The organism is Aeromonas sp. 102P (assembly GCF_051920345.1).
GTDB lineage: Bacteria > Pseudomonadota > Gammaproteobacteria > Enterobacterales > Aeromonadaceae > Aeromonas > Aeromonas veronii.
Map to the genome: position 1 here is coordinate 2,262,168 of NZ_JBQBCZ010000001.1, position 19,412 is coordinate 2,281,579.

Here is a 19,412-nt window from a genome sequence, read left to right on the forward strand (position 1 = left end):
GCGGGGCTGACAAATGATGAAATCGACCACTTGGGTGAGATGAGGTGATGCAAGAACGTTACATTGGTCACAATTTATCGAAATCACACTCTTTGGGTCTTTTGGGTTCATCCTGAAAGTAGCCTGTGGGTGTATCATCGGCGGCCATTGCGAAGAGGGGGATGAATGTATAACGGGGATAATTACATATCGCGCAACAAGCTATTGAGCGGCTACCAGTTGGCCAAGCTGCACACCTTCGAGGCGGCCGCCCGCCACGGATCTTTTGCCATGGCGGCCGATGAGCTGTCGCTGAGCCCCAGTGCCGTGAGTCACCGGATCAGCGCGTTGGAAGAGGTGCTGGGGTTCAAGCTCTTTGAGCGTTTTCACCGCAAGGTGGTACTGACGGCGGATGGGCAGCGGGTGTTCTGGGCGCTCAAATCCTCGCTGGAGTTCATCAATCAGGAGATCCTGGAGATCAAGAATCAGGAACTCTCCGGTACCCTGACCATCTATTCGCGTCCCTCCATCGCCCAGTGCTGGCTGGTGCCCAGGTTGGCGGATTTCTCCCGCCTGCATCCGCAGATCGAGCTCAATATCATCACCGGCAACGAGAACATCAACCTGCATGGTTATGGCATCGATTTGACCCTCTATTTCGATGAGAAGAGCCCGGAGCGGCTCGCCATCCACCCGCTGATGGATGAGTTTATGCTGCCGGTCTGCAGCCCGGAATATGCCGAGCAACACGGGCTTGTCGGCAATCCCGCCAACTTGTACTTGTGCCGTCTGCTCCATGATCGGCAGGCATGGGGATTTGACTCGGATACCGACGAGTGGAGCAGTTGGGCTCGCCACGCCGGGGTCAGCCTCGATGCATGCCAGCTGAGCATGGGTTTTGATCGCTCGGATCTCGCCATCATCGCCGCCATGAATCACGCCGGGATCGCCATGGGGCGCAAGAATCTGGTGAGCAAGCGACTGGCACGCAACGAACTGGTGGCACCTTTCCCCGGCTTGGAGGTCAAGTGCGAGCAGCGTTATTACATGGCGACCCTGCCCAATCGGGCGTGTCCCAAGATCCGGGCCTTTATCGACTGGGCGCAGAAAATGGCTGCCGAGATGGAATGAACAGAGGCCGGTGCGCAAGAGCAAAATGAAGATGGTAAAGCGCGAGTGAACGAAGGTAGCGGTTTAACGTAGCGGGAAAATTGGGGGAGAGGGGTTGGCTGATGGTGGTTGGTCGCGAGTGGCCTTGCTGCCAACCGTGGCTGGCAGCAAGGCAACGGTCGGGATCAGGTGGTCTTTTCCAGATGGTTCTGGTAAATCTGCTGCCACTTGTCCAGTTCGTTTTCATCACCCTGCTGCTGCCAGAACTCGCAGATGGAACTCGCCATCTCGCATGCCATAGCGTGGTCACCGTCACGGCGACTCATCAGGTATTGCCCCAGCCAGCTTTGATACTGTTTCATTGCACGATCTCCTTATCTATTTAACCCTTGATACTGCAGCTGTGGGACACCCGTCCGGCAGTGTTGCGCCACACTCCACTTTCGCCGCGCGTTGCTTGTTATCGCCGCGCTTGTTGTCAATCAGGACAGAGAGCGCATGAGAAAAAGGCGAAAGTGTTAAAAATTGGCCACCACCTTATCACAAAATGGTGTGATATGCAGGCTTTGGGGCCAATTGAGTTATAAGCGCGGGTTGTGTGTCCCGACATGGCGACAGGAATTGACGGAGAGTATCGGCACGCAACTTGTGCCGCAAGCAGGCGTTTGAGCGGTTACTGGGTCACCCGACGTGCCTGCCAGTAGCGACTGTTCCAGTAGACGTTGTCGAGGCGGGAGCGGATCACTCCCTTGCTGGTGGAGGCGTGAATAAACTCGCCGGCACCGGTGTAGACCCCCACATGGTACTGTTGCCAGCCGGTTTTGAAGAAGACCAGATCCCCGTGTTGCAGCCGGTAGCGATCCACCGGTTTGCCAATGCTGGCCTGAGATTCGGTGGTTCTTGGCAGGTTGAAGCCCAGCACCTGACTGTAGGCGAGCTGGGTGAAGGCGGAGCAGTCTAGCCCGGCGCGGCTTGCGCCGCCCATCCGGTAGGGGACACCGCGCCACTGTTGGTAGAAGCCATCAAAGGCACTGCTCTGCCGGGGGGCCGGAGGTGGCTCCGGCGTGCTGGAACAGGCGGCCAGCAGCAGAGCCAGCAGGGATAGCAGCAGCTTGCGATACATCGGGCTCTCTCCACGGACGGGTCTACCAAACGAGACATTTATCGAGCGCCATATCCTGCCAAATCGCTCTGGCGGCAGGAGGGCACGCGACAACTTTTCCATCATAAACAGGGATCTGGCTCCAGACCTAGTCTCCGAGAGGAAAAATGTGGCGGGGAACTGAAAAACGCCAACCCGAGGGCTGGCGTTTGTTGTCACTCGTTGTGGCTGATCAGCGGTTTAAGCAGCTCGGCCAGTTTGTAGAAGGTCTGTACCCGAGTGGTGCTAGGGCGCCAGACCAGCCCAATCTCGCGATAGGAGGTCTCTCCCGGCAGCGGGATGGCCACCAGATCGGAGTTGGCAAGAATGCCGGCATCGATGGCCATCTGCGGCAGGAAGGTGGTGCCAAGACCCGCTTCCACCATTTGTACCAGGGTGTGCAGGCTGGTGGCGGCGAACGGGTTGATCTTGCTCTTGTCCCGCAGGCGGCAGGCGCTCACTGCGTGCTCGGTGAGGCAGTGCTCCCGCTCCAGCAGGAAGATGCTCTGGTTGGGCAGCTCCTTGTAGTCGAACGGGGTATGCAGACCGGCCGCCATGCTGGCGGGCATCACCATGTGGAACGGATCCTGGCCGACGGACGGTCTTGCAGTGAAATCCACCGATCTCGATGGGCAGGGCGAGGATCAGCAAGTCGAGCTGACCCTGTTCCAGCTGCTTGAGCAGATTGCTGGTGGTGTCTTCACGCAGCAACAATTCGAGGTCAGGATAGGTTTTGCTGCAGTCTTTCAGCAGCTTGCTCAGCAGGAAGGGGGCGATGGTGGGAATGCAGCCAAGACGTACCGTCCCCTGCATCACGCCGCCCTGATGTTGCCCGAGCTCCATGAGATCCCGCGCATCGGAGAGCAAATTGCGAGCGCGCTCGACGATTTCCATGCCGACCGGGGTCATAATGAAGCTCTTGTGGTCCCGCTCCACCAGTTGCAGGTTCATCATGTCCTCCAGCGTCTGGATCCCGGTACTCAGGGTCGACTGGCTGACATGACAGGCCTTGGCGGCGCGGTTGAAGTTCTTGTGCTCATCGAGAGCGACCAGATATTGCAGCTGTTTGAGGCTGGGCCAACGTTGCATAGAAAAACCCGATTAATGCTATCTATTTAATTTGATTTAACTAATCTACCACCGGGTCTATAGTTTGTCGCTTGAATTAGATGGACTTGGCTCTAGGTAGCCCAATCCTCACCGGATTGTTCACTTCACATAAAGAGGAATTGAATATGGTATTGGTAGGCCGTCCCGCACCCGATTTTACCGCCGCAGCTGTTCTGGGTAATGGCGAGATCGTTGATTCATTCAACCTGTCATCCCACATCAAAGGCAAAGCTGCCGTTGTCTTCTTTTATCCGCTCGATTTCACCTTCGTCTGCCCGTCTGAGCTGATTGCCTTCGATCACCGTTATGAAGAGTTCCAGAAGCGTGGCGTGGAAGTGATCGGTATTTCCATCGATTCCCAGTTCTCCCACAACGCATGGCGCAACACCAAAGTGGAAGATGGCGGTATTGGTCAGGTCAAGTACCCGCTGATCGCCGACGTGAAACACGAAATCTGCAAAGCCTATGACGTTGAGCATCCGGAAGCCGGTGTGGCGTTCCGTGGCTCCTTCCTGATCGACAAGAACGGTGTCGTTCGTCACCAGGTTGTCAACGATCTGCCGCTGGGCCGCAACATCGACGAGATGCTGCGCATGGTCGATGCCCTGCAATTCCACGAAGAGCACGGCGAAGTGTGCCCGGCTCAGTGGGAAAAAGGCAAAAAAGGTATGCAAGCCTCTCCGGACGGCGTTGCCAAGTACCTGTCCGAGAATGCTGACTCCCTGTAATCGGGTCGTACTCTCCTTGAAGAACCGGCGTCTTGGCGCCGGTTTTTTTATATCTGAGATTTATCCATCCCCTGACATTGCGGTCACACTCTTCTCACTCCATCGCTATTCCAAGCAGCCGTTCGCTGGCGTACTCGTTGTTTCGAAATGAGGTGCTGCCCCTATGGCTGGATGGGGGATATGCCGACAGACAAACATGAGCCATAAAAAAAGCGCGCCATAGGCGCGCTCAGTTCACAAGCGGAGGTGTTATTCCTCAAAGATCCCGAAGTGATCCTTGGCGAAATTGACCCGCTGCTCCACGTTCATCTTCACCTGCCCCAGCTTCTCGATGGTCTTGAGATTGGGCACCAGGCCGCGACCGTTGGCGATCTGGATGGCAAGGCCGGGACGGGCGTTGAGCTCCAGCAGCATGGGGCCGCGGAACTTGTCCAGCACCATGTCAGTACCTATATAGCCCAGACCCGACATCTCATAGCAGGAGGCCGCCAGGGTGAGCAGGGTATCCCAGTGTGGGACCTTGAGCTCATAGAGGTCGAGGCCGGTGTCCGGGTGGTGGCGCAGCGGATTGCCAAACTGCACTGCCCGCAGGGCACGACCGGTACGCAGGCACAGACCCACCCCCACGGCGCCCTGGTGCAGGTTCGCCTTGCCGTCAGAGGCGGCGGTGGAGAGGCGCATCATCGCCATCACCGGGAACCCTTTGAAGATGATGACCCGGGCATCGGGTACCCCTTCGAAGGAGTAGCCGTCGAACACATCATCAAAGTTGATGAGGCCTTCCACCAGTGCCACGTCTGGCTTGCCGCCGAGGGAATAGAGCCCCGCCAGAATGTTGGAGACATGGCGCTCCAGATCCTGACCGTTGGAGGCGCTGCCGTTGGGTTTATAGAAGAGGCCATCTTCCTGACGCAGGATCACCAGGATCCCCTTGCCGCCCGAGCCACGGGCCGGCTTGATGCAGAAGCCCGGCCAATCTTTTACCAGCTCGGTGATGCGACCTACATCGTGCTGGGCACGGATGGTACCGATCAGCTCAGGCACGGTGACCCCTGCATCCAGCGCAATTTGCTTGGTCTGCAGCTTGTCATCCACCAGCGGATAGAGGCTGCGCGGATTGTAGCGGCTGATGTAGGAGTGGTTGCGCTTGTTCATGCCGAGGATGCCTGATTGGGACAGGCTCCACGGGGTGGTGTATTTTTCCCAGAACCACATCGGTTACTTGTCCTTACCCGGGGTGACGCCAGATTTCATCTCGTCCACCAGCGGCTTGAAGCGCTTCAGTTCGCTCAGCTTGTAGCCGGTGTAGTTACCCATCAACAGCACGGTCGCCATCAGCACCAGCTGCAGGCCGAGGAAGTTGAAGGTGAGGTGACGGATCAGTTCATTATCCATGGCCAGATAGGCGATGACGGCAACCAGCAGAGAGCCACCGCCCTGGCGGAACACCTCTTTCGGGCCCTCTTCTTCCCACAGGATGGACATCCGTTCGATGGTCCAGGAGAGGATGATCATCGGGAAGAAGGTGATCTTCATACCGTCGGTCAGCCCCAGCTTGAAGGCGAACGCGGAGAAGATACCGATCATCGAGATAACCATGATGATGATGGCCGATATTCGGGCGACCAGCAGCAGGTTAAGCCGAGACAGATAGGAGCGAATGATGAGACCGGTGCCGACGATCAGCAGGAAGCCGATGAGACCGGTGACCAGCGAGGTCTGGATAAAGGCGACCGCGATCAGCACCGGCATAAAGGTACCTGAGGTCTTGATCCCCACCAGCACCCGCAGGAACACCACCATCAGCACGCCGATCGGGATCAGCAGCAAGCCCTTGAACAGGGTCTGCTCTTCCAGCGGCAGGCTGTGGATGGAGAAGTTCATCATCTCTGATTTTTCGAACTTCTGCGCCAGTGCAACGCTCACCGGCTGCTCCTGCTCGATCATCGAGAAGCTGACACGGGAGTTGTGACCACCGGTCACGTCCAGTAGGGCGCCGGAGTTGTATTCCCACAGCAGCAGGTTGGCCGGACGGCCCTGTTCACCGGTTTGCGGGTTGAACAGCTTGTAGTCGGTCGGGCTGTTGAATACCTGCAGGTAATCCACCAGCTCCTGACGACGGCGGCCATCTTCCAGATTCAGGGCATGCACCACGCGGGTGGGGACGTCAGCATTGTTGAGCAGCTCGGCGATCAGGTTGGCGCGGCTCTTGTGCTTTTTCAGCAGTTCGGCATTCTGCTCCTGCTTCTCGATCTCCTTGATGATCTCGCGAGTCAGGGTGTAGCCGTCGGCGGAGCGCTCCTGCGCCCGCTCGAGGATCTGCTTCATCGCGGTGGCATAAGGCTCACTCTCGATCTGCTTCTCAATGGCGGGTGGCTGCGGATTGGCGGCCGGTTTGGCATGGGCATCCGCCATCATGTCTACGCGGTAGTAGAGCTCCTGACGGCCAGAGGCGGTGCGGATGGACCACTCGGCGCGGGCATCGCCATCTTTCTCGACAAAGGAGAGGCCGTAGCCGGGGCTGGCGGCGTTCTCGTTCATCAGGGTGAAACCGGGCTGGGTGCCCGGAATGGCCAGAGAGGCGATCACCGGCTCACCGGTCGCCTCGAACTCCAGCTTGGCTTCGATGGACCAGATCTGGCGCTTTTCACCGGGCGTCAGCGGCACATCCAACGCGATATGGTGATAGATCGTCATCCCCAGGCCGACAATGTACAGCAGGGCTACCAGCAAATAGAACGGCTTACGGGAAACCATGGATTATTTCACATCCTTGAGCTTGGGTTTGGGTTGGATATATTCGCGGGCCACATCAACCACGGCGATGTCTTTCAAAAATTCGCGACCCAGCAGCACAGGGAAGGTCATGTCGCTACGGTCTTTCAGGGTAAATTCGGCTTTCTCGGTCATGTCGCCAATGCGCACGGCCAGACGCACTACCGGACGGCGGTCCAGATCGTCGGCAGAGGCCTGACGCACCCGTACATGGCGTACCAGCGGCGCTTCGATCTGGATCTTGTCGTCCACTTCCTGATGGCTCAGGAAGAAGCGCACCCAGTTTTTGCCGTTGCGCTCGAAAATGGTGATCTCCTGCGCACTGATGGAGGAGGTGGTCGCACCGGTATCGACCCGCGCCTGGAAGGCGTCGTTGGCCGCATCAACCCAGATCCACTCGGCTTCACCGACCATCAGCTTGCCATCGATGGTGTGACCCTGATTGGGGGCCGGGCACTTCTCGGTGGGGATGGCCATCGGCTTGGGCGGCTCGGAGGGGAGGGTGGCGAGCTTGTGGTCTACTTGCTTGACGGACTCTTTCATATTGGTGACATCTGTGTTGAGCTGAACCAGCAGGTGCTGTTGCTGCACATACTGCTTCTGTTGCTGTTCCATGGATGTTTGCAGGCGCTGCTCGCTCTGGCTCAGCTCGCTACGAAGCTCGGCCAGCGTCAGAGCAGGAACCTGAGGCGCTTTTTCCATATTGACACACCCGCCGAGACTAAGCAGGGAGAGCAGGGTCATTCCTTTTAATTTGCTTTTCATGTCATTCATTTAACTGTGCTTCCTGGAATTGGGTCAGTGTAACTTCCTGAATCGCCATCGGCTAGTCTTTGGCCTTGCGGGCAATCAGTACGGCACGTTTCGGCGCCGGGTGTCCTTCTACCGTGAGTGCCGGATTGTCTGGATCCAGATAGTCACTCAGGGATTCATTAATCATCCAGTCGGTACGACGCTGTTCGTCGGTGCTGGTCATATTCTCGTCTACTATCCGCACGTCGGTGAAGCCGCAGCGCTCGACCCACAGCTTGAGGGCGCGGCTTGAGGGAATAAACCAGACGTTGCGCATCTTGCCGTAACGATCGGTGGGCATCAGCACGTCGTTGACCCCGCCGTCAATCACTAGCGTCTCCAGCACCAGCTCGCCATCATCTTTCAATTGATTGCGCAACTGCTCGATGTGCTCGATGGGGGATTTGCGGTGATAGAGCACCCCCATGGAGAAGACGGTGTCAAAGGCGCGCAGCTCCGGCAACTCCTGAATGCCGAGCGGCAACAGGTGGGCGCGCTGATCATTGCCTGCGAAGTGGCGAATGGCTTCGAACTGGCAGAGGAACAGCGGGCTCGGGTCGATGCCGACCGCCAGCTTGGCCCCTTCACCCACCATGCGCCAGAGGTGGTAACCGCTGCCGCAGCCCACATCCAGCACGTAACGGCCTTCGAGCGGGCTGATATGGGGCCGCACCCGATCCCACTTCCAGTCAGAGCGCCACTCGGTATCGATGTGGATGCCGTGCACGGTGAACGGCCCCTTGCGCCAGGGCATGAAGTGGCGCAGCAGGCTCTCGACCTTCTTGCGTTCACCTTCGCCAAGGCTCTCGGCCGAGCCAATCTCGACCCGGCTTTTCAGCTCGACGTTGCCGGGGGAGACCACCGGCAGCTTGTTGAGGGCACGGTTCCAGCGCGGCAGGTCGCCATGCTGGTTGTCATGTTGCCAGGCGTGCAGCTGGGCGGGCAGGGTATGCAGCCAGTGGCTCAGCCGGTTTTTGGCAATCAGTTGATAGAAATTGGCAAAGTCGATCATGGCTGGGCGTCGCTGGATTTGATGGCAATCATGGAGCCGAAGTTGAAGCACTGGAACCAGAGATCCTGATGGACGAAACCGGCATCCCGCAGGCGTGCCTGATGCACCGGCAGGCTGTCGGTGCGCATCACGTTCTCAAGGGCGGTGCGTTTCTGGCTGATCTCCAGCTCGCTGTAGCCATTGGCCCGCTTGAAGTCGAGATGCAGATCGATGAGCAGCTCGTTGACCGGTTCATCTTCGAAGCGGAACTTTTCGCTCAGGATCAGGATCCCGCCCGGGCGCAGCCCATCGTGAATGCGCTGGATCAGGGCGGCCCGTTTCTCTGGCTCGACAAACTGCAGAGTGAAGTTGAGTACCACCACGGAGGCGTTCTCGATCTCGATGTCGCAGATATCCGCCTCCACCAGCTCCACCGGCACCTCGGATTTGAAACCGGAGAGGTGGGCGCGGGCGCGCTCAATCATCGGGTGGGAGAGATCCACCGCGGTGATGCGGCAGCCGGACTGGCTGACATGGCGACGCATCGCCTGGGTCGCGGCGCCCAGTGAGCAGCCGAGATCATAGAGTCGGCTCTCGGGTTGGGCGTAGCGGGCGGCCATCATGCCGATGGCAGAGATGATGTTGCTGTAACCCGGCACCGAGCGCTGGATCATATCGGGAAACACGTCGACGACCTGTTCGTCAAAACAGAAGTCACCCAATCGGGCGATCGGGGCGGCAAAAATTTGATCTTTGGTATGCATGCTGGCGCAACCTGACAGTCGGGACATCACCCGGCTGTATTGTTCAATTGAGTCGTTGGGTGACACCCATCAGAGTAGATTTATCACCTGTTTACGAACGGGGTGGCTGGTCATGAAATCCTTTGGACCTGTCCTGTTCGTACGGGCCATGTTCCGGACCCTTACTTGGGGCGGTAGTGTAGAGGATTGATGGCCGTTTGTCTTGACGCCAGGGCTTGCCACGCCACAAAAAAGCACTTTTTTTGCAGCGAAACGATGACCGCAGAATGGGTTGGCTAAAAGCGCAGCACTCCCTGCCGTGCGCGATCGTTTTCCCCCGGCCAGGGGGCCATCTCCTGCTCCAGCAAGCGGGTGATCTGACGGGCCAGCTCAGGTGCCTGGGCGTTGTCGGCAGTATGTATATAGAGGTAGAGGTCCTTGCCCTCCGCTAGCCACTGGCGCCAGTGGGGGAGCCAGCTGGGCATGAAGGGGTGATTGGCCGCCGGATCCGGCAGGCCGATAAAGCGCACCATGGGGGCGTTGGCGGTGGCCAGCAGATGCACCGGCAGGCGTGGTTTCTTGCCCTGGGCATCGACAAGGGCTGGCGTGGTTGCTGGCACCGAGAAGAGTGGCCGGCTGTCGAGCATCACCCGGTTCACACCCTGTTCCATCAGCAGCCGGTTCAATGCCCGCTCGGCCTCCCCCTTGGCGAAGAACTCAGGATGACGCACTTCAATGGCGTAGCGAAACGCCCGCGGCAGCCGCTCGATAAAGGCCGCCAGTCTGGCCAGCCCCTCTGGCCCGAAACGGGCGGGCAACTGCAGGGTGAGCAGCCCCAGCTTGTCGTGCAGCGGGGCAAGCAGGCGAATAAAGTCGGCTACTTGCTTGTCTGCGCTCACCAGATCGCTCTGGTGGCTGATGGTTTGCGGAAATTTGAAGTTGAAACGAAAGTGATCGGGTACCGCATCGGCCCAGCGCTGCACAGTATCCGGTGTCGGCAGGGCGTAGAAGGTGGTGTTGCCCTCCACCGAATTGAACACGGTGGCGTAGTGGGCAAGGTGTTCGGCAGGCTTGGCGCCAAGGCCCAACAACTGGCCGGGCCAGCTGGGGTGGGACCACTGTGGCAGGCCCAAATAGAGGCTCATGGTGACTATTCTCTTCGCTCTTGGTGCATTCGTGCCGATTTTTTGCCCGCTTTTTGCCATCGAGTGCAAAAAACTGGCGAAAGGAGGCTGCTGGCCATTTTACCCAAAAGGGGGTTTTCCTCTATAATGCCAGCCCTTTTGTTTTTCAATTTCTTGTGACCCATGCCTATCTACGAATATCGTTGCGACGTCTGTGGCCATGAATTGGCAAAACTGCAAAAGCTTTCCGATGCCCCCCTGACCGACTGTCCGGCCTGTAGCAAGCCGAATCTGGTCAAGCTGATATCGGCGGCAGGCTTCCGGCTCAAGGGAACCGGATGGTACGAGACTGATTTCAAACCGGGTAAGAAAAAGAATCTGGCCAGCTGTGAGACAGACGGTGCTTGCCAGTCGTGCCCGGTGGCCCAAGGTTAACCGTCTCTCTACAATTTCGAAGGAAGAAGTCCATGCGCTCTATCTATTGCGGACAGGTCAATGAGGCCCATGCAGGGCAGACCATTACATTGTGCGGTTGGGTTCATCGTCGTCGTGATCTCGGCGGTCTGATCTTTATCGATATGCGCGACCGGGAAGGGATCGTTCAGGTGTTCTTCGATCCGGACAAGCCGGACGCGTTTGCCCTGGCCTCCGAGCTGCGCGGCGAGTTCTGCATCCAGGTGACCGGCGTGGTGCGCACCCGTCCCGAGTCCCAGCGCAACAGCGACATGGCCACTGGCGCCATCGAAGTGTTCGCTCACGAGCTCAACATCATCAACCGTGCCGAGCCGCTGCCGCTGGACTTCAATCAGGTCAACAGCGAAGAGATCAGCCTCAAGTATCGCTACCTGGATCTGCGTCGTCCCGAGATGGCCAAGTACCTGAAGACCCGTGCCAAGGCCAGCGCCTTCGTACGCCGCTTCATGGACGAGCACGGCTTCCTCGATATCGAGACCCCGATGCTGACCAAGGCCACCCCGGAAGGTGCCCGTGACTATCTGGTGCCGAGCCGCGTGCACAAGGGCAAGTTCTACGCTCTGCCGCAATCACCCCAGCTGTTCAAGCAGTTGCTGATGATGTCCGGCTTCGATCGCTACTACCAGATCGTCAAGTGCTTCCGTGACGAAGACCTGCGTGCCGACCGCCAGCCGGAATTCACCCAGATCGACGTGGAGACCTCCTTCATGACCGCGCCGCAGGTGCGTGAAGTGATGGAAGAGATGATCCGCAAACTGTGGCTGCACATCCTGAACGTGGATCTGGGCGACTTCCCGATCATGACCTTCGACGAAGCCATGCGTCGCTACGGCTCCGACAAGCCGGACCTGCGTCTGCCGATGGAGCTGGTTGATGTGGCTGATCTGCTGACTGCTGTCGAGTTCGCCGTGTTCGCGGGCCCCGCCAACGATCCGAAAGGCCGTGTGGCTGCCCTGAAAGTCCCGGGCGCTGCCGAGCTCTCTCGCAAGCAGATCGACGAATACACCAAGTTTGTCGGCATCTACGGTGCCAAGGGCCTGGCCTGGATGAAGGTCAACGAAGCGGCCAATGGTATCGAAGGCGTGCAGTCTCCGGTTGCCAAGTTCCTCTCTGACGCCATCGTGCGCGAGATCCTGGCTCGTACCGGCGCTGCCGACGGCGACATCATCTTCTTTGGCGCTGACAGCAAGAAAGTGGTCTGCGATGCCATGGGCGCCCTGCGTCTGAAAGTGGGTCGCGATCTGGGCCTGCTGGAGAACAGCTGGAAACCGCTGTGGGTCATCGACTTCCCGATGTTCGAGGAAGATGGTGAAGGTGGTCTGGCCGCCATGCACCACCCGTTCACCGCGCCGAGCAACATGAGCCCGGCCGAGCTGAAAGCCAACCCGGTGGGTGCTTACGCCAACGCCTACGACATGGTGATCAACGGCTACGAAGTGGGTGGCGGCTCTGTCCGTATCCACAACAGCGAGATGCAATCCACCGTGTTCGACATCCTGGGTATCACCCCGGCCGAGCAGCGCCTGAAGTTCGGCTTCCTGCTGGATGCGCTGAAGTACGGTACCCCGCCGCACGCCGGTCTGGCCTTCGGTCTGGACCGTCTCAGCATGCTGCTGACCGGCACCGAAAACATTCGGGACGTCATCGCCTTCCCGAAAACGACCGCGGCCGCCTGTCTGATGACAGACGCCCCCAGCCTTGCCAATGCCGCCCAACTGGGTGAGCTGGCGATTGCAACCACCGTCAAGGGCGACGAGTAAGCCGATACCGGCACCGGAGGCCGCCGCCGTGCGGCATCTGTGTTTCCCTTGGGTTAGTCATGATCAGTGTTACTGACATTTAAACAATAACGGAGAGTCTCTATGGCAGGTCACAGTAAATGGGCCAACATCAAACACCGCAAGGCCGCTCAGGACGCCAAGCGTGGCAAGATCTTCACCAAACTGATCCGCGAAATCACTACCTCCGCGCGTCTGGGTGATGCCGATCCCGCCAACAACCCGCGTCTGCGTGCTGCGGTGACTGCCGCCCTGACCAACAACATGACCCGCGACACCATCAACCGTGCCATTCAGCGTGGCGCCGGTGGTGGCGATGGCGAACAGCTCGAGACCATCGTATACGAAGGTTACGGCCCGGCTGGCTCTGCCGTGATGGTAGAGTGCCTGACCGACAACCGTAACCGTACCGTAGCCGAAGTGCGTCACGCCTTCAGCAAGTGCGGTGGCAACCTGGGCACCGACGGCTCCGTTGCCTATCTGTTCAGCAAGAAAGGTCTGCTGACCTTCGTGGGTGTGGACGAAGATGCCCTGATGGATGCCGCGCTGGAAGCGGGCGCCGATGACGTGGTCACTGAAGAGGATGGCACCATCGAGGTGTACACCACCCCGAACGACTTCGGTACCGTGCTGGACGGTCTGGAAGCTGCCGGCTTCAAGGCCCAGAGCGCCGAAGTGACCATGATCCCCTCCACCGAAGCTGAGCTGGATGCAGAAACTGCACCCAAGCTGATGCGTCTGATCGACATGCTGGAAGATCTGGACGACGTGCAAGAGGTTTACCACAACGGCTCCATCTCCGATGAAGTCGCTGCGACCCTCTGATCGCTGAATCGTGCTCTCCCGATGGCAGCCAGATGGCTGCCATTTTTTTATCTTTGCATCGTGGCAACTGCTGATGTGTCAGTTGAGCACCCAGTGCAACAACTCGATAATCCATCTTTGGGTATTGGCTACAGCACCTGACTCAAGAACTGGCGCAGACGCGGGGAGGGGGGATTGTCGAAGAAGTCGGCCGGTTTTTCATCTACCAGCAGTTCGCCACTCTCCATAAAGAGCACCCGATCCGCCACCTCGCGGGCAAAGCCCATCTCGTGGGTCACCACCACCATGGTCATTCCTTCGCGGGCCAGCCCCTTCATCACATCCAGCACTTCCCCCACCATTTCGGGGTCGAGCGCACTGGTGGGCTCGTCAAACAGCATGATGCGTGGCTGCATGGCGAGCGCCCGGGCGATGGCCACTCGCTGTTGCTGACCGCCGGAGAGCTGGGAGGGATAGCTGGCTGCTTTCACCGACAGCCCCACTTTCAGCAGCAGCGCCTTGGCTCTGTCTTCGGCCTCTTTGCGCGATAGCCCCCGCACCTTCTGCGGAGCGAGGCAGATATTATCCAGCACCGTCAGGTGGGGAAAGAGGTTGAAGGACTGGAACACCATGCCCACCTCTTCCCGCAGCTTGTTGACATCGCCCGGCTCGGTCAGGCAGATGCCATCGACCACGATATTGCCGTCGTTGATGGTCTCCAGCTGGTTGAGGGTGCGCAGGAAGGTCGATTTGCCGGAGCCACTGGGGCCGACGATCACCACCACTTCCCCTTCGGCCACCTCGGTGCTGACGTTTTTCAGGGCATGCACTTCGCTGCCGTAGAACTTCTCAACGCCGGTCGCTTTGATGATGGGATCAGTTGCTGCGCGCATATTTCACCTCCAGAAAACGAACCGGGAAGGCGAAGGGGGTGCCGGTGATGGCTGCACTTCTCGATGCCTGTAGCACCTTGATGATGGGATCAGTTGCTGCGTGCATATTTCACCTCGAGACGGCGTACCAGGAAAGAGAGGGTGCCGGTCAGCACCAGATAGAGCAGGGCCACGGTAAACCACACTTCGAACGGGCTGAAGGTGGAGCTCACCACCTCGCGCCCCGCCTTGGTCAGATCGGTGATGGAGATGACCGAGACCAGCGAGGAGTCCTTGATCAGGTTGATGAACTGGCCTGCCAGCGGTGGCAGCACCCGCTTGAACGCCTGCGGCAGGATGACATAGCGCATGGTCTGGGCGGAGGTCATTCCCAGGCTGCGGCCCGCCTCCATCTGCCCCTTGTGAATGGAGCTGATGCCGGCGCGGACGATCTCCGCCACATAGGCACCGGTAAAGACCGCCAGCGCGGCGACCCCGGCGGTGAAGCGATCGAGGTTTAGCACGGTGCCGATAAAGAAGTAGACGATGAAGATCTGTACCAGCAGCGGCGTGCCGCGGATGAGCTCAACGTAGGTGACCGCCAGATTGCGCAGGGCGGGATTGGGGGAGAGACGCGCCAGCCCGGCCAGGGTACCGAGCAGGATGGCGAAGATGCCCGCCACCAGCGAGAGCTTGACGGTGACCCAGACGCCCCAGGCGATGGGGCCTGCGGTCCAGCTCAGTTGGGTGTCGAGGGTATCGCCACGAAAAACGGTATCCCCTTCGGCGACTTGTACGCCGGTACTGGCGATGGCTTGCCGCACATTGGGATCGAGATCGTCTTGCAGGAACAGCTTGCCCTTCTCGGCCTCGCTGGTGCCCGCCATCACGGTGCCGTCAAATTCGGCGAGATTCTTCTGCTCCGCCTGATAGGCGATGTATTGGGGAATGCGTTCCCAACGCCAGGTGTAATCCACTGACTGGACAGCCTTGTAGATGCCGAATACGGCAACCAGCAGCATCAGCAGGAAAACCCCATGCCAGAGCAGCTGATTGGGTTGTTTTTCCATCTGTCTTGTCGGTTTGGGTGTGTGCACAGTCACAACCTCTTCTCGTTATTGTGTGGGGAGCTGCGTGGTGCAGGGGCGGCATGTGCCGCCCCCCGGAGGTTATTTGAGCTGGTTCAGCCAGGCGTTGGACTCGAACCACTTCTTGTAGAGACGGTCGTAACTGCCATCGCCCTTGATCTGGCGCAGGTAGTTGTTGAACCAGTTGAGGGTGTCCTGATCCCCTTTGCGGATGGCCCAGGCCAGCGGCTCGAAGGTGAACGGCTTGTCGAGGTGCACCACGGTGCCCTGATTCTGGGAGGCGAAAATAGCGTTGTAGGGCAGGTCATAGACGAACGCATCGACCTTGCCGTTGATCACTTCCAGCTTGGCGTCATCCTGGGTTTCAAACTGCAGCAGGGTGGCTTTGGGGATCAGGCGCTTCACTGCCTGCTCGCCGGTGGTGCCGAGCTTGACCGCGATCTTGTATTTCGGGTCGTTGAGGTCGGTGAAGGATTTGATTTCGCCCGCCTTCTCTTTGCGCAGGACTATGGTCTGGCCGACCACGATGTAAGGATCGGCGAAGTTGACCCGCAGGTTGCGCTGGGGAGTGACGGTCATGCCGCCCATGATGACGTCGAACTTGTTGGTCAGCAGCGCCGGAATGATGCCATCCCAAGCGGTGTTGACGAATTCGACCTTCACGCCCATCTCTTTGGCGACCATCTTGGCAAGATCCACATCAAAGCCGATGTATTGGCCCTGCTTGTTGGTCATCTCGAAGGGTTGATAGCCAGCATCAAAGCCGACTCGCAGCACGCCGCGTTCGAGCACGGCATCCAGGGTGGAGGTAGGGGCAGGGGTCGGAGCCGCCGTGGCGATCCCGCAAAACAGCAGGGTAGAAAGAATCAGTTTTTTGATCATAAATGACGTCTCTGTCGGTGGTGTGTTCGGCCTTGAACCTGATCCCGTGCGACTCCGTGGCACAAGAGACTGCTGCATCCGGCAACAGGCAAGACAGGATGAATGTCTTGAGCGGGACAAAAGCCCCATATGAGATGCTATGAATAGTGGTTGAGTGAAAAATGTACCAAAAACAGATTGTGTCAGAAGACTCAACAGGTTAGAGACATTTATTGCTCATGGCTTCATTCATAAAATCACACGAAAACAACATATCTATCTAATTGAGTGGGTTCAAGCCCAAATTATCCCCAAGACATTTTGTTACATTGAGAGGGGCTCGTATGTGGCTTTAGTCTGGTTGGCCTTATCTTTCTTGCATATCTCAAAGCTGCTACAGCGGAATGGTGTGAGTTATCTGGTGGTGTGAAAAACAGACGAACAATATGTTTTTATTGTGAAAATAGTCAGGGTCTCTGGGTCTTGGCAAACGGTTCTCATATACTCACTTACCTCCCTCTGCCTGGTTTTGATATGGATGTCTCGTTGTTGCTGAAGCTGGATGTATTTACCCTGATGGTGATGGCATTGGGGGGATATAGCCTCGGGTTTATCACGCTCTCCATTATCTGGTCGACCCACCGGGAGATCCCGGGCATTGGGTTATGGTGGTGGTCCAGTCTCTGTGCGCTGGTGGCCCAGATACTTTTCTCGTTACAGGCATTTTTCCCCAGCTCCTCCGGCATCTGGCTGGCCAATACCCTGATCACGCTCTGCATTGTGTTGATGCCGCCGGCGCTGCAGCGCTTTTTCGGACAGCCCCCGAACTGGCGTGCCGGGGGGCTCTTTATGCTGGTCTATCTGCTGCTTCTGAGCTGGTGCATTGTGGAGGGGGGGATGGCATCCCGGGTGTTGCTGGCTTGCCTGAGTTACATGGTGCTGGGTGCTGTGATCGTCTATCTGGTCTGGCGCCACGGTTACCCCCACTATCTGCCGGCGGTGATGGTCTTTACCCTGGTCAATGTGCTGCTCTACGCCTTCTACCTGATGCGGCTCTGGTTCCTCTGGCAGGACAACGTACAGATGCTGATGGATAAGAGCGGGGTCAATGTGCTGCCCTTCCTCTCCATGCTGATGGGGAGCTATCTTTCCACCTTCGGGGTGCTGCTGCTCTGTACCCAGTACCGTGCGCTGGCGCTGCGCCAGCAGGCTAGCCACGACCCTCTTACCGGTCTGCTCAACCGGCGTGGCTTTATGGAGCAGCTGAAGCAGCAAAAGTGGGGTGACAGTGGCGCGCTGGCGGTGCTCGACATCGATGATTTCAAGCAGATCAATGACCAGCATGGCCATGAGGTGGGTGATCGGGTGCTGGCCGAGCTCGGTGCCTATCTGGGTAGTCAGCCCGATCTGGTGTGCAGTCGTTTCGGTGGCGAGGAGTTTGTGCTGCTCTTCTCGCAGCCCGGCGTGCTGGCCCTGCAGCGCTGCGAGGGATTGCTGGAGGAGGTCGCGAACCGCAACATGGGCGGCCTCTCCATCACGGTCAGCATGGGACTCTCCCACTGGCAAGGGGAGTGGCACTTTGACCCGCTGTTCACTCAGGCCGACCATGCGCTCTACAGCGCCAAGCGGCAAGGCAAGAACCGGGTCTGTCAGGCTGGTCGGGAGGTGTAACTCCCGTTCAGTCCAGTATTACGTTATCTCGGCAGGCTGGGGGCGCGGTGCCTGCGCTTTGAGAAAGGGGAGCAGCAGCAGGGCCGAGACGCCCGCCGCCACCGAGATCACTACGAAAAAGCCGTTCCAGTGCCAGATCTCCATCACCTTGGCCAGCGGATAGCCCGACAGCGCCGCCCCCATGTAGGCAAACAGGCCGACAAAGCCGGTAGCCGCTCCCGCCGAGTTTTTGTGGGAGCACTCCGCCGCCGCCATGCCGATCAGCATCTGGGGGCCAAACACGAAGAAGCCGATGGTAAAGAAGCAGGCCGCCTGCATCACATAGCTGAAGAAGGGCATCAGCCAGAGCGATCCCACCGCCAGCAGGATCCCCACCGCAAAGATGAGGTTCATTGGGCCACGGTTGCCGTTGAACAGCTTGTCCGATCCCCAGCCCGCCACCAGCGCACCGATAAAGCCTCCCACCTCGAACATGGAGATGGCCGAGTTGGCGCTCATCAGATTGAAGCCGCGCTGCTCGGTCATGTAGAGATTGCCCCAGTCATTGATGGCGGTGCGCACCACATAGACCAGCACGTAACAGCAGGCGAGCAGCCAGATATAGGGGTTGCCCAGTACATATTTGCGCAGGATCTGGCGATGGGAGAGCCCCGCATCCTGGGTCTGCTGGGCCAGCTCCATGGTGTCCTTGCGCCACTCGCCCACCGTTGGCAATCCCATGGCACTCGGGGTATCCCGCAGCCGCCAGCAGAGGAACAATCCCGCGATGATGGCGATAAGGCCGGGCACTATCATGCCGTAGCGCCAGCCATGCTGCAGGGCGATGGTGCTGACGATAAGGGGAATGAGCGCCCCGCCGACGTTGTGGGCGGTGTTCCAGGCCGACCACCAGACGCCCCGCTCGCTGCGTGAATACCAGCTGGTGAGCAGCTTGGAGCAGGGGGGCCACCCCCAGCCCTGGAAGAAGGCGTTGGCGACCCAGAGGGCGGCAAACATCCAGAGTGCCGACGAGAGGCCGAACAGGATATTGATAACGCCGGTGGCCATCAGTCCGACACCCATGAAGTAGCGCGGGTTGGCGCGGTCACTGATGATGCCGGAGAAGAACTTGGAGCAGCCGTAGGTGATGTAGAACAGGGTCCAGAGCATGCCGATATCGGACTTGTCCAGCATGCCGCTCGCCAGCATGTCCGGCATGGCGAAGTTGAAGCTCTTGCGGGTGAAGTAGAAGACCGCATAGCCCAGATACATGGTCAGCAGCAGGTGCAGCCGCCAGTGGCGATAGGTGGCATCGATCTCGGCCTGATCCCGGATAAGGGGCCGGGGCGGCGCGCTTCTCATAAAACTCAGCACAGGCAGGCCCTCTGGTGG

The 19,412-nt window shown here is 58.7% G+C and carries 19 protein-coding genes and 1 pseudogene; 6 read left to right on the plus strand and 14 right to left on the minus strand.

Annotation, left to right across the window (positions count from 1 at the left end):
* Positions 1-165 precede the first annotated feature (165 nt).
* Positions 166-1,110 (plus strand): DNA-binding transcriptional regulator DsdC, encoded by a 945-nt coding sequence (gene dsdC / locus ACTG1K_RS10765; protein WP_425855628.1) that lies wholly within the window; start codon positions 166-168, stop codon positions 1,108-1,110.
* 164 nt (positions 1,111-1,274) lie between these two features.
* Here the strand turns inward: dsdC and ACTG1K_RS10770 are convergent, their stop codons facing one another.
* The 3 genes and pseudogenes from ACTG1K_RS10770 to ACTG1K_RS10780 form a co-directional block, all read right to left on the minus strand.
* Positions 1,275-1,451 carry a hypothetical protein gene (locus ACTG1K_RS10770; protein ID WP_005337704.1) on the minus strand — a complete coding sequence of 59 codons (177 nt, stop codon included), beginning with the start codon at positions 1,449-1,451 and terminating at the stop codon, positions 1,275-1,277.
* A gap of 311 nt (positions 1,452-1,762) precedes the next feature.
* Positions 1,763-2,212 carry a C40 family peptidase gene (locus ACTG1K_RS10775; RefSeq protein ID WP_259583652.1) on the minus strand — a complete coding sequence of 150 codons (450 nt, stop codon included), beginning with the start codon at positions 2,210-2,212 and terminating at the stop codon, positions 1,763-1,765.
* A gap of 194 nt (positions 2,213-2,406) precedes the next feature.
* A pseudogene (locus tag ACTG1K_RS10780) lies at positions 2,407-3,319 on the minus strand (hydrogen peroxide-inducible genes activator).
* A 146-nt stretch (positions 3,320-3,465) separates the two neighbouring features.
* Between ACTG1K_RS10780 and ACTG1K_RS10785 the strand changes: the two are divergent.
* The gene (locus tag ACTG1K_RS10785; protein ID WP_101529759.1) at positions 3,466-4,068 is read left to right on the plus strand and encodes a peroxiredoxin C; all 603 of its coding nucleotides are present in this window, start codon (positions 3,466-3,468) and stop codon (positions 4,066-4,068) included.
* A 249-nt stretch (positions 4,069-4,317) separates the two neighbouring features.
* On the opposite strand, the gene ACTG1K_RS10790 is transcribed toward ACTG1K_RS10785, so the two are convergent.
* The 6 genes from ACTG1K_RS10790 to ACTG1K_RS10815 all read right to left on the minus strand — a co-directional run bounded on the left by ACTG1K_RS10790 (position 4,318) and on the right by ACTG1K_RS10815 (position 10,514).
* Positions 4,318-5,283: an alpha-L-glutamate ligase-like protein gene (locus ACTG1K_RS10790; RefSeq protein ID WP_005337700.1), complete on the minus strand. Its 966-nt coding sequence runs from the start codon at positions 5,281-5,283 to the stop codon at positions 4,318-4,320.
* Positions 5,284-5,286: 3 nt separating this feature from the next.
* Positions 5,287-6,825, minus strand: a complete 1,539-nt coding sequence (locus tag ACTG1K_RS10795) for an inactive transglutaminase family protein (RefSeq protein WP_005337699.1) — start codon at positions 6,823-6,825, stop codon at positions 5,287-5,289.
* A 3-nt stretch (positions 6,826-6,828) separates the two neighbouring features.
* Positions 6,829-7,617, minus strand: a complete 789-nt coding sequence (locus ACTG1K_RS10800; protein WP_005337698.1) for an ATP-dependent zinc protease family protein — start codon at positions 7,615-7,617, stop codon at positions 6,829-6,831.
* A 52-nt stretch (positions 7,618-7,669) separates the two neighbouring features.
* Positions 7,670-8,647, minus strand: coding sequence for a tRNA 5-methoxyuridine(34)/uridine 5-oxyacetic acid(34) synthase CmoB (cmoB, locus tag ACTG1K_RS10805; RefSeq protein ID WP_259583649.1), 978 nt, complete (start codon positions 8,645-8,647; stop codon positions 7,670-7,672).
* Entirely contained in the window at positions 8,644-9,390 is a 747-nt protein-coding gene (cmoA, locus tag ACTG1K_RS10810) for a carboxy-S-adenosyl-L-methionine synthase CmoA (protein ID WP_069529805.1), read from the minus strand. Before cmoA ends, cmoB begins: the two co-directional genes overlap by 4 nt.
* A 275-nt stretch (positions 9,391-9,665) precedes the next feature.
* Complete coding sequence (locus ACTG1K_RS10815; protein WP_259583646.1) at positions 9,666-10,514, minus strand: DUF72 domain-containing protein; 849 nt, start codon at positions 10,512-10,514, stop codon at positions 9,666-9,668.
* A gap of 162 nt (positions 10,515-10,676) precedes the next feature.
* Here ACTG1K_RS10815 and ACTG1K_RS10820 point away from each other — a divergent pair, with 162 nt between their 5' ends.
* The 3 genes from ACTG1K_RS10820 to ACTG1K_RS10830 all read left to right on the plus strand — a co-directional run bounded on the left by ACTG1K_RS10820 (position 10,677) and on the right by ACTG1K_RS10830 (position 13,570).
* Positions 10,677-10,928, plus strand: coding sequence for an FmdB family zinc ribbon protein (locus tag ACTG1K_RS10820; protein WP_440005309.1), 252 nt, complete (start codon positions 10,677-10,679; stop codon positions 10,926-10,928).
* Between the two features lie 32 nt (positions 10,929-10,960).
* Positions 10,961-12,727: an aspartate--tRNA ligase gene (gene aspS / locus ACTG1K_RS10825; RefSeq protein WP_440005311.1), complete on the plus strand. Its 1,767-nt coding sequence runs from the start codon at positions 10,961-10,963 to the stop codon at positions 12,725-12,727.
* 102 nt (positions 12,728-12,829) lie between these two features.
* Positions 12,830-13,570: a YebC/PmpR family DNA-binding transcriptional regulator gene (locus ACTG1K_RS10830; protein ID WP_005337681.1), complete on the plus strand. Its 741-nt coding sequence runs from the start codon at positions 12,830-12,832 to the stop codon at positions 13,568-13,570.
* A gap of 128 nt (positions 13,571-13,698) precedes the next feature.
* Here the strand turns inward: ACTG1K_RS10830 and ACTG1K_RS10835 are convergent, their stop codons facing one another.
* The 4 genes from ACTG1K_RS10835 to ACTG1K_RS10850 all read right to left on the minus strand — a co-directional run bounded on the left by ACTG1K_RS10835 (position 13,699) and on the right by ACTG1K_RS10850 (position 16,391).
* The gene (locus ACTG1K_RS10835; protein WP_440005313.1) at positions 13,699-14,442 is read right to left on the minus strand and encodes an amino acid ABC transporter ATP-binding protein; all 744 of its coding nucleotides are present in this window, start codon (positions 14,440-14,442) and stop codon (positions 13,699-13,701) included.
* Positions 14,426-14,548 carry a hypothetical protein gene (locus tag ACTG1K_RS10840; RefSeq protein WP_265781723.1) on the minus strand — a complete coding sequence of 41 codons (123 nt, stop codon included), beginning with the start codon at positions 14,546-14,548 and terminating at the stop codon, positions 14,426-14,428. Before ACTG1K_RS10840 ends, ACTG1K_RS10835 begins: the two co-directional genes overlap by 17 nt.
* Entirely contained in the window at positions 14,532-15,491 is a 960-nt protein-coding gene (locus ACTG1K_RS10845) for an amino acid ABC transporter permease (RefSeq protein ID WP_019445267.1), read from the minus strand. Before ACTG1K_RS10845 ends, ACTG1K_RS10840 begins: the two co-directional genes overlap by 17 nt.
* A 99-nt stretch (positions 15,492-15,590) precedes the next feature.
* On the minus strand, positions 15,591-16,391 hold the full coding sequence (locus ACTG1K_RS10850) for a transporter substrate-binding domain-containing protein (protein ID WP_421268227.1): 801 nt from the start codon (positions 16,389-16,391) through the stop codon (positions 15,591-15,593).
* Positions 16,392-16,904: 513 nt separating this feature from the next.
* Between ACTG1K_RS10850 and ACTG1K_RS10855 the strand changes: the two genes are divergently transcribed.
* Positions 16,905-18,041: a GGDEF domain-containing protein gene (locus ACTG1K_RS10855; protein ID WP_421336717.1), complete on the plus strand. Its 1,137-nt coding sequence runs from the start codon at positions 16,905-16,907 to the stop codon at positions 18,039-18,041.
* A gap of 18 nt (positions 18,042-18,059) precedes the next feature.
* On the opposite strand, the gene ACTG1K_RS10860 is transcribed toward ACTG1K_RS10855, so the two are convergent.
* Positions 18,060-19,394, minus strand: a complete 1,335-nt coding sequence (locus ACTG1K_RS10860; RefSeq protein WP_440005316.1) for an MFS transporter — start codon at positions 19,392-19,394, stop codon at positions 18,060-18,062.
* Positions 19,395-19,412: the final 18 nt, after the last annotated feature.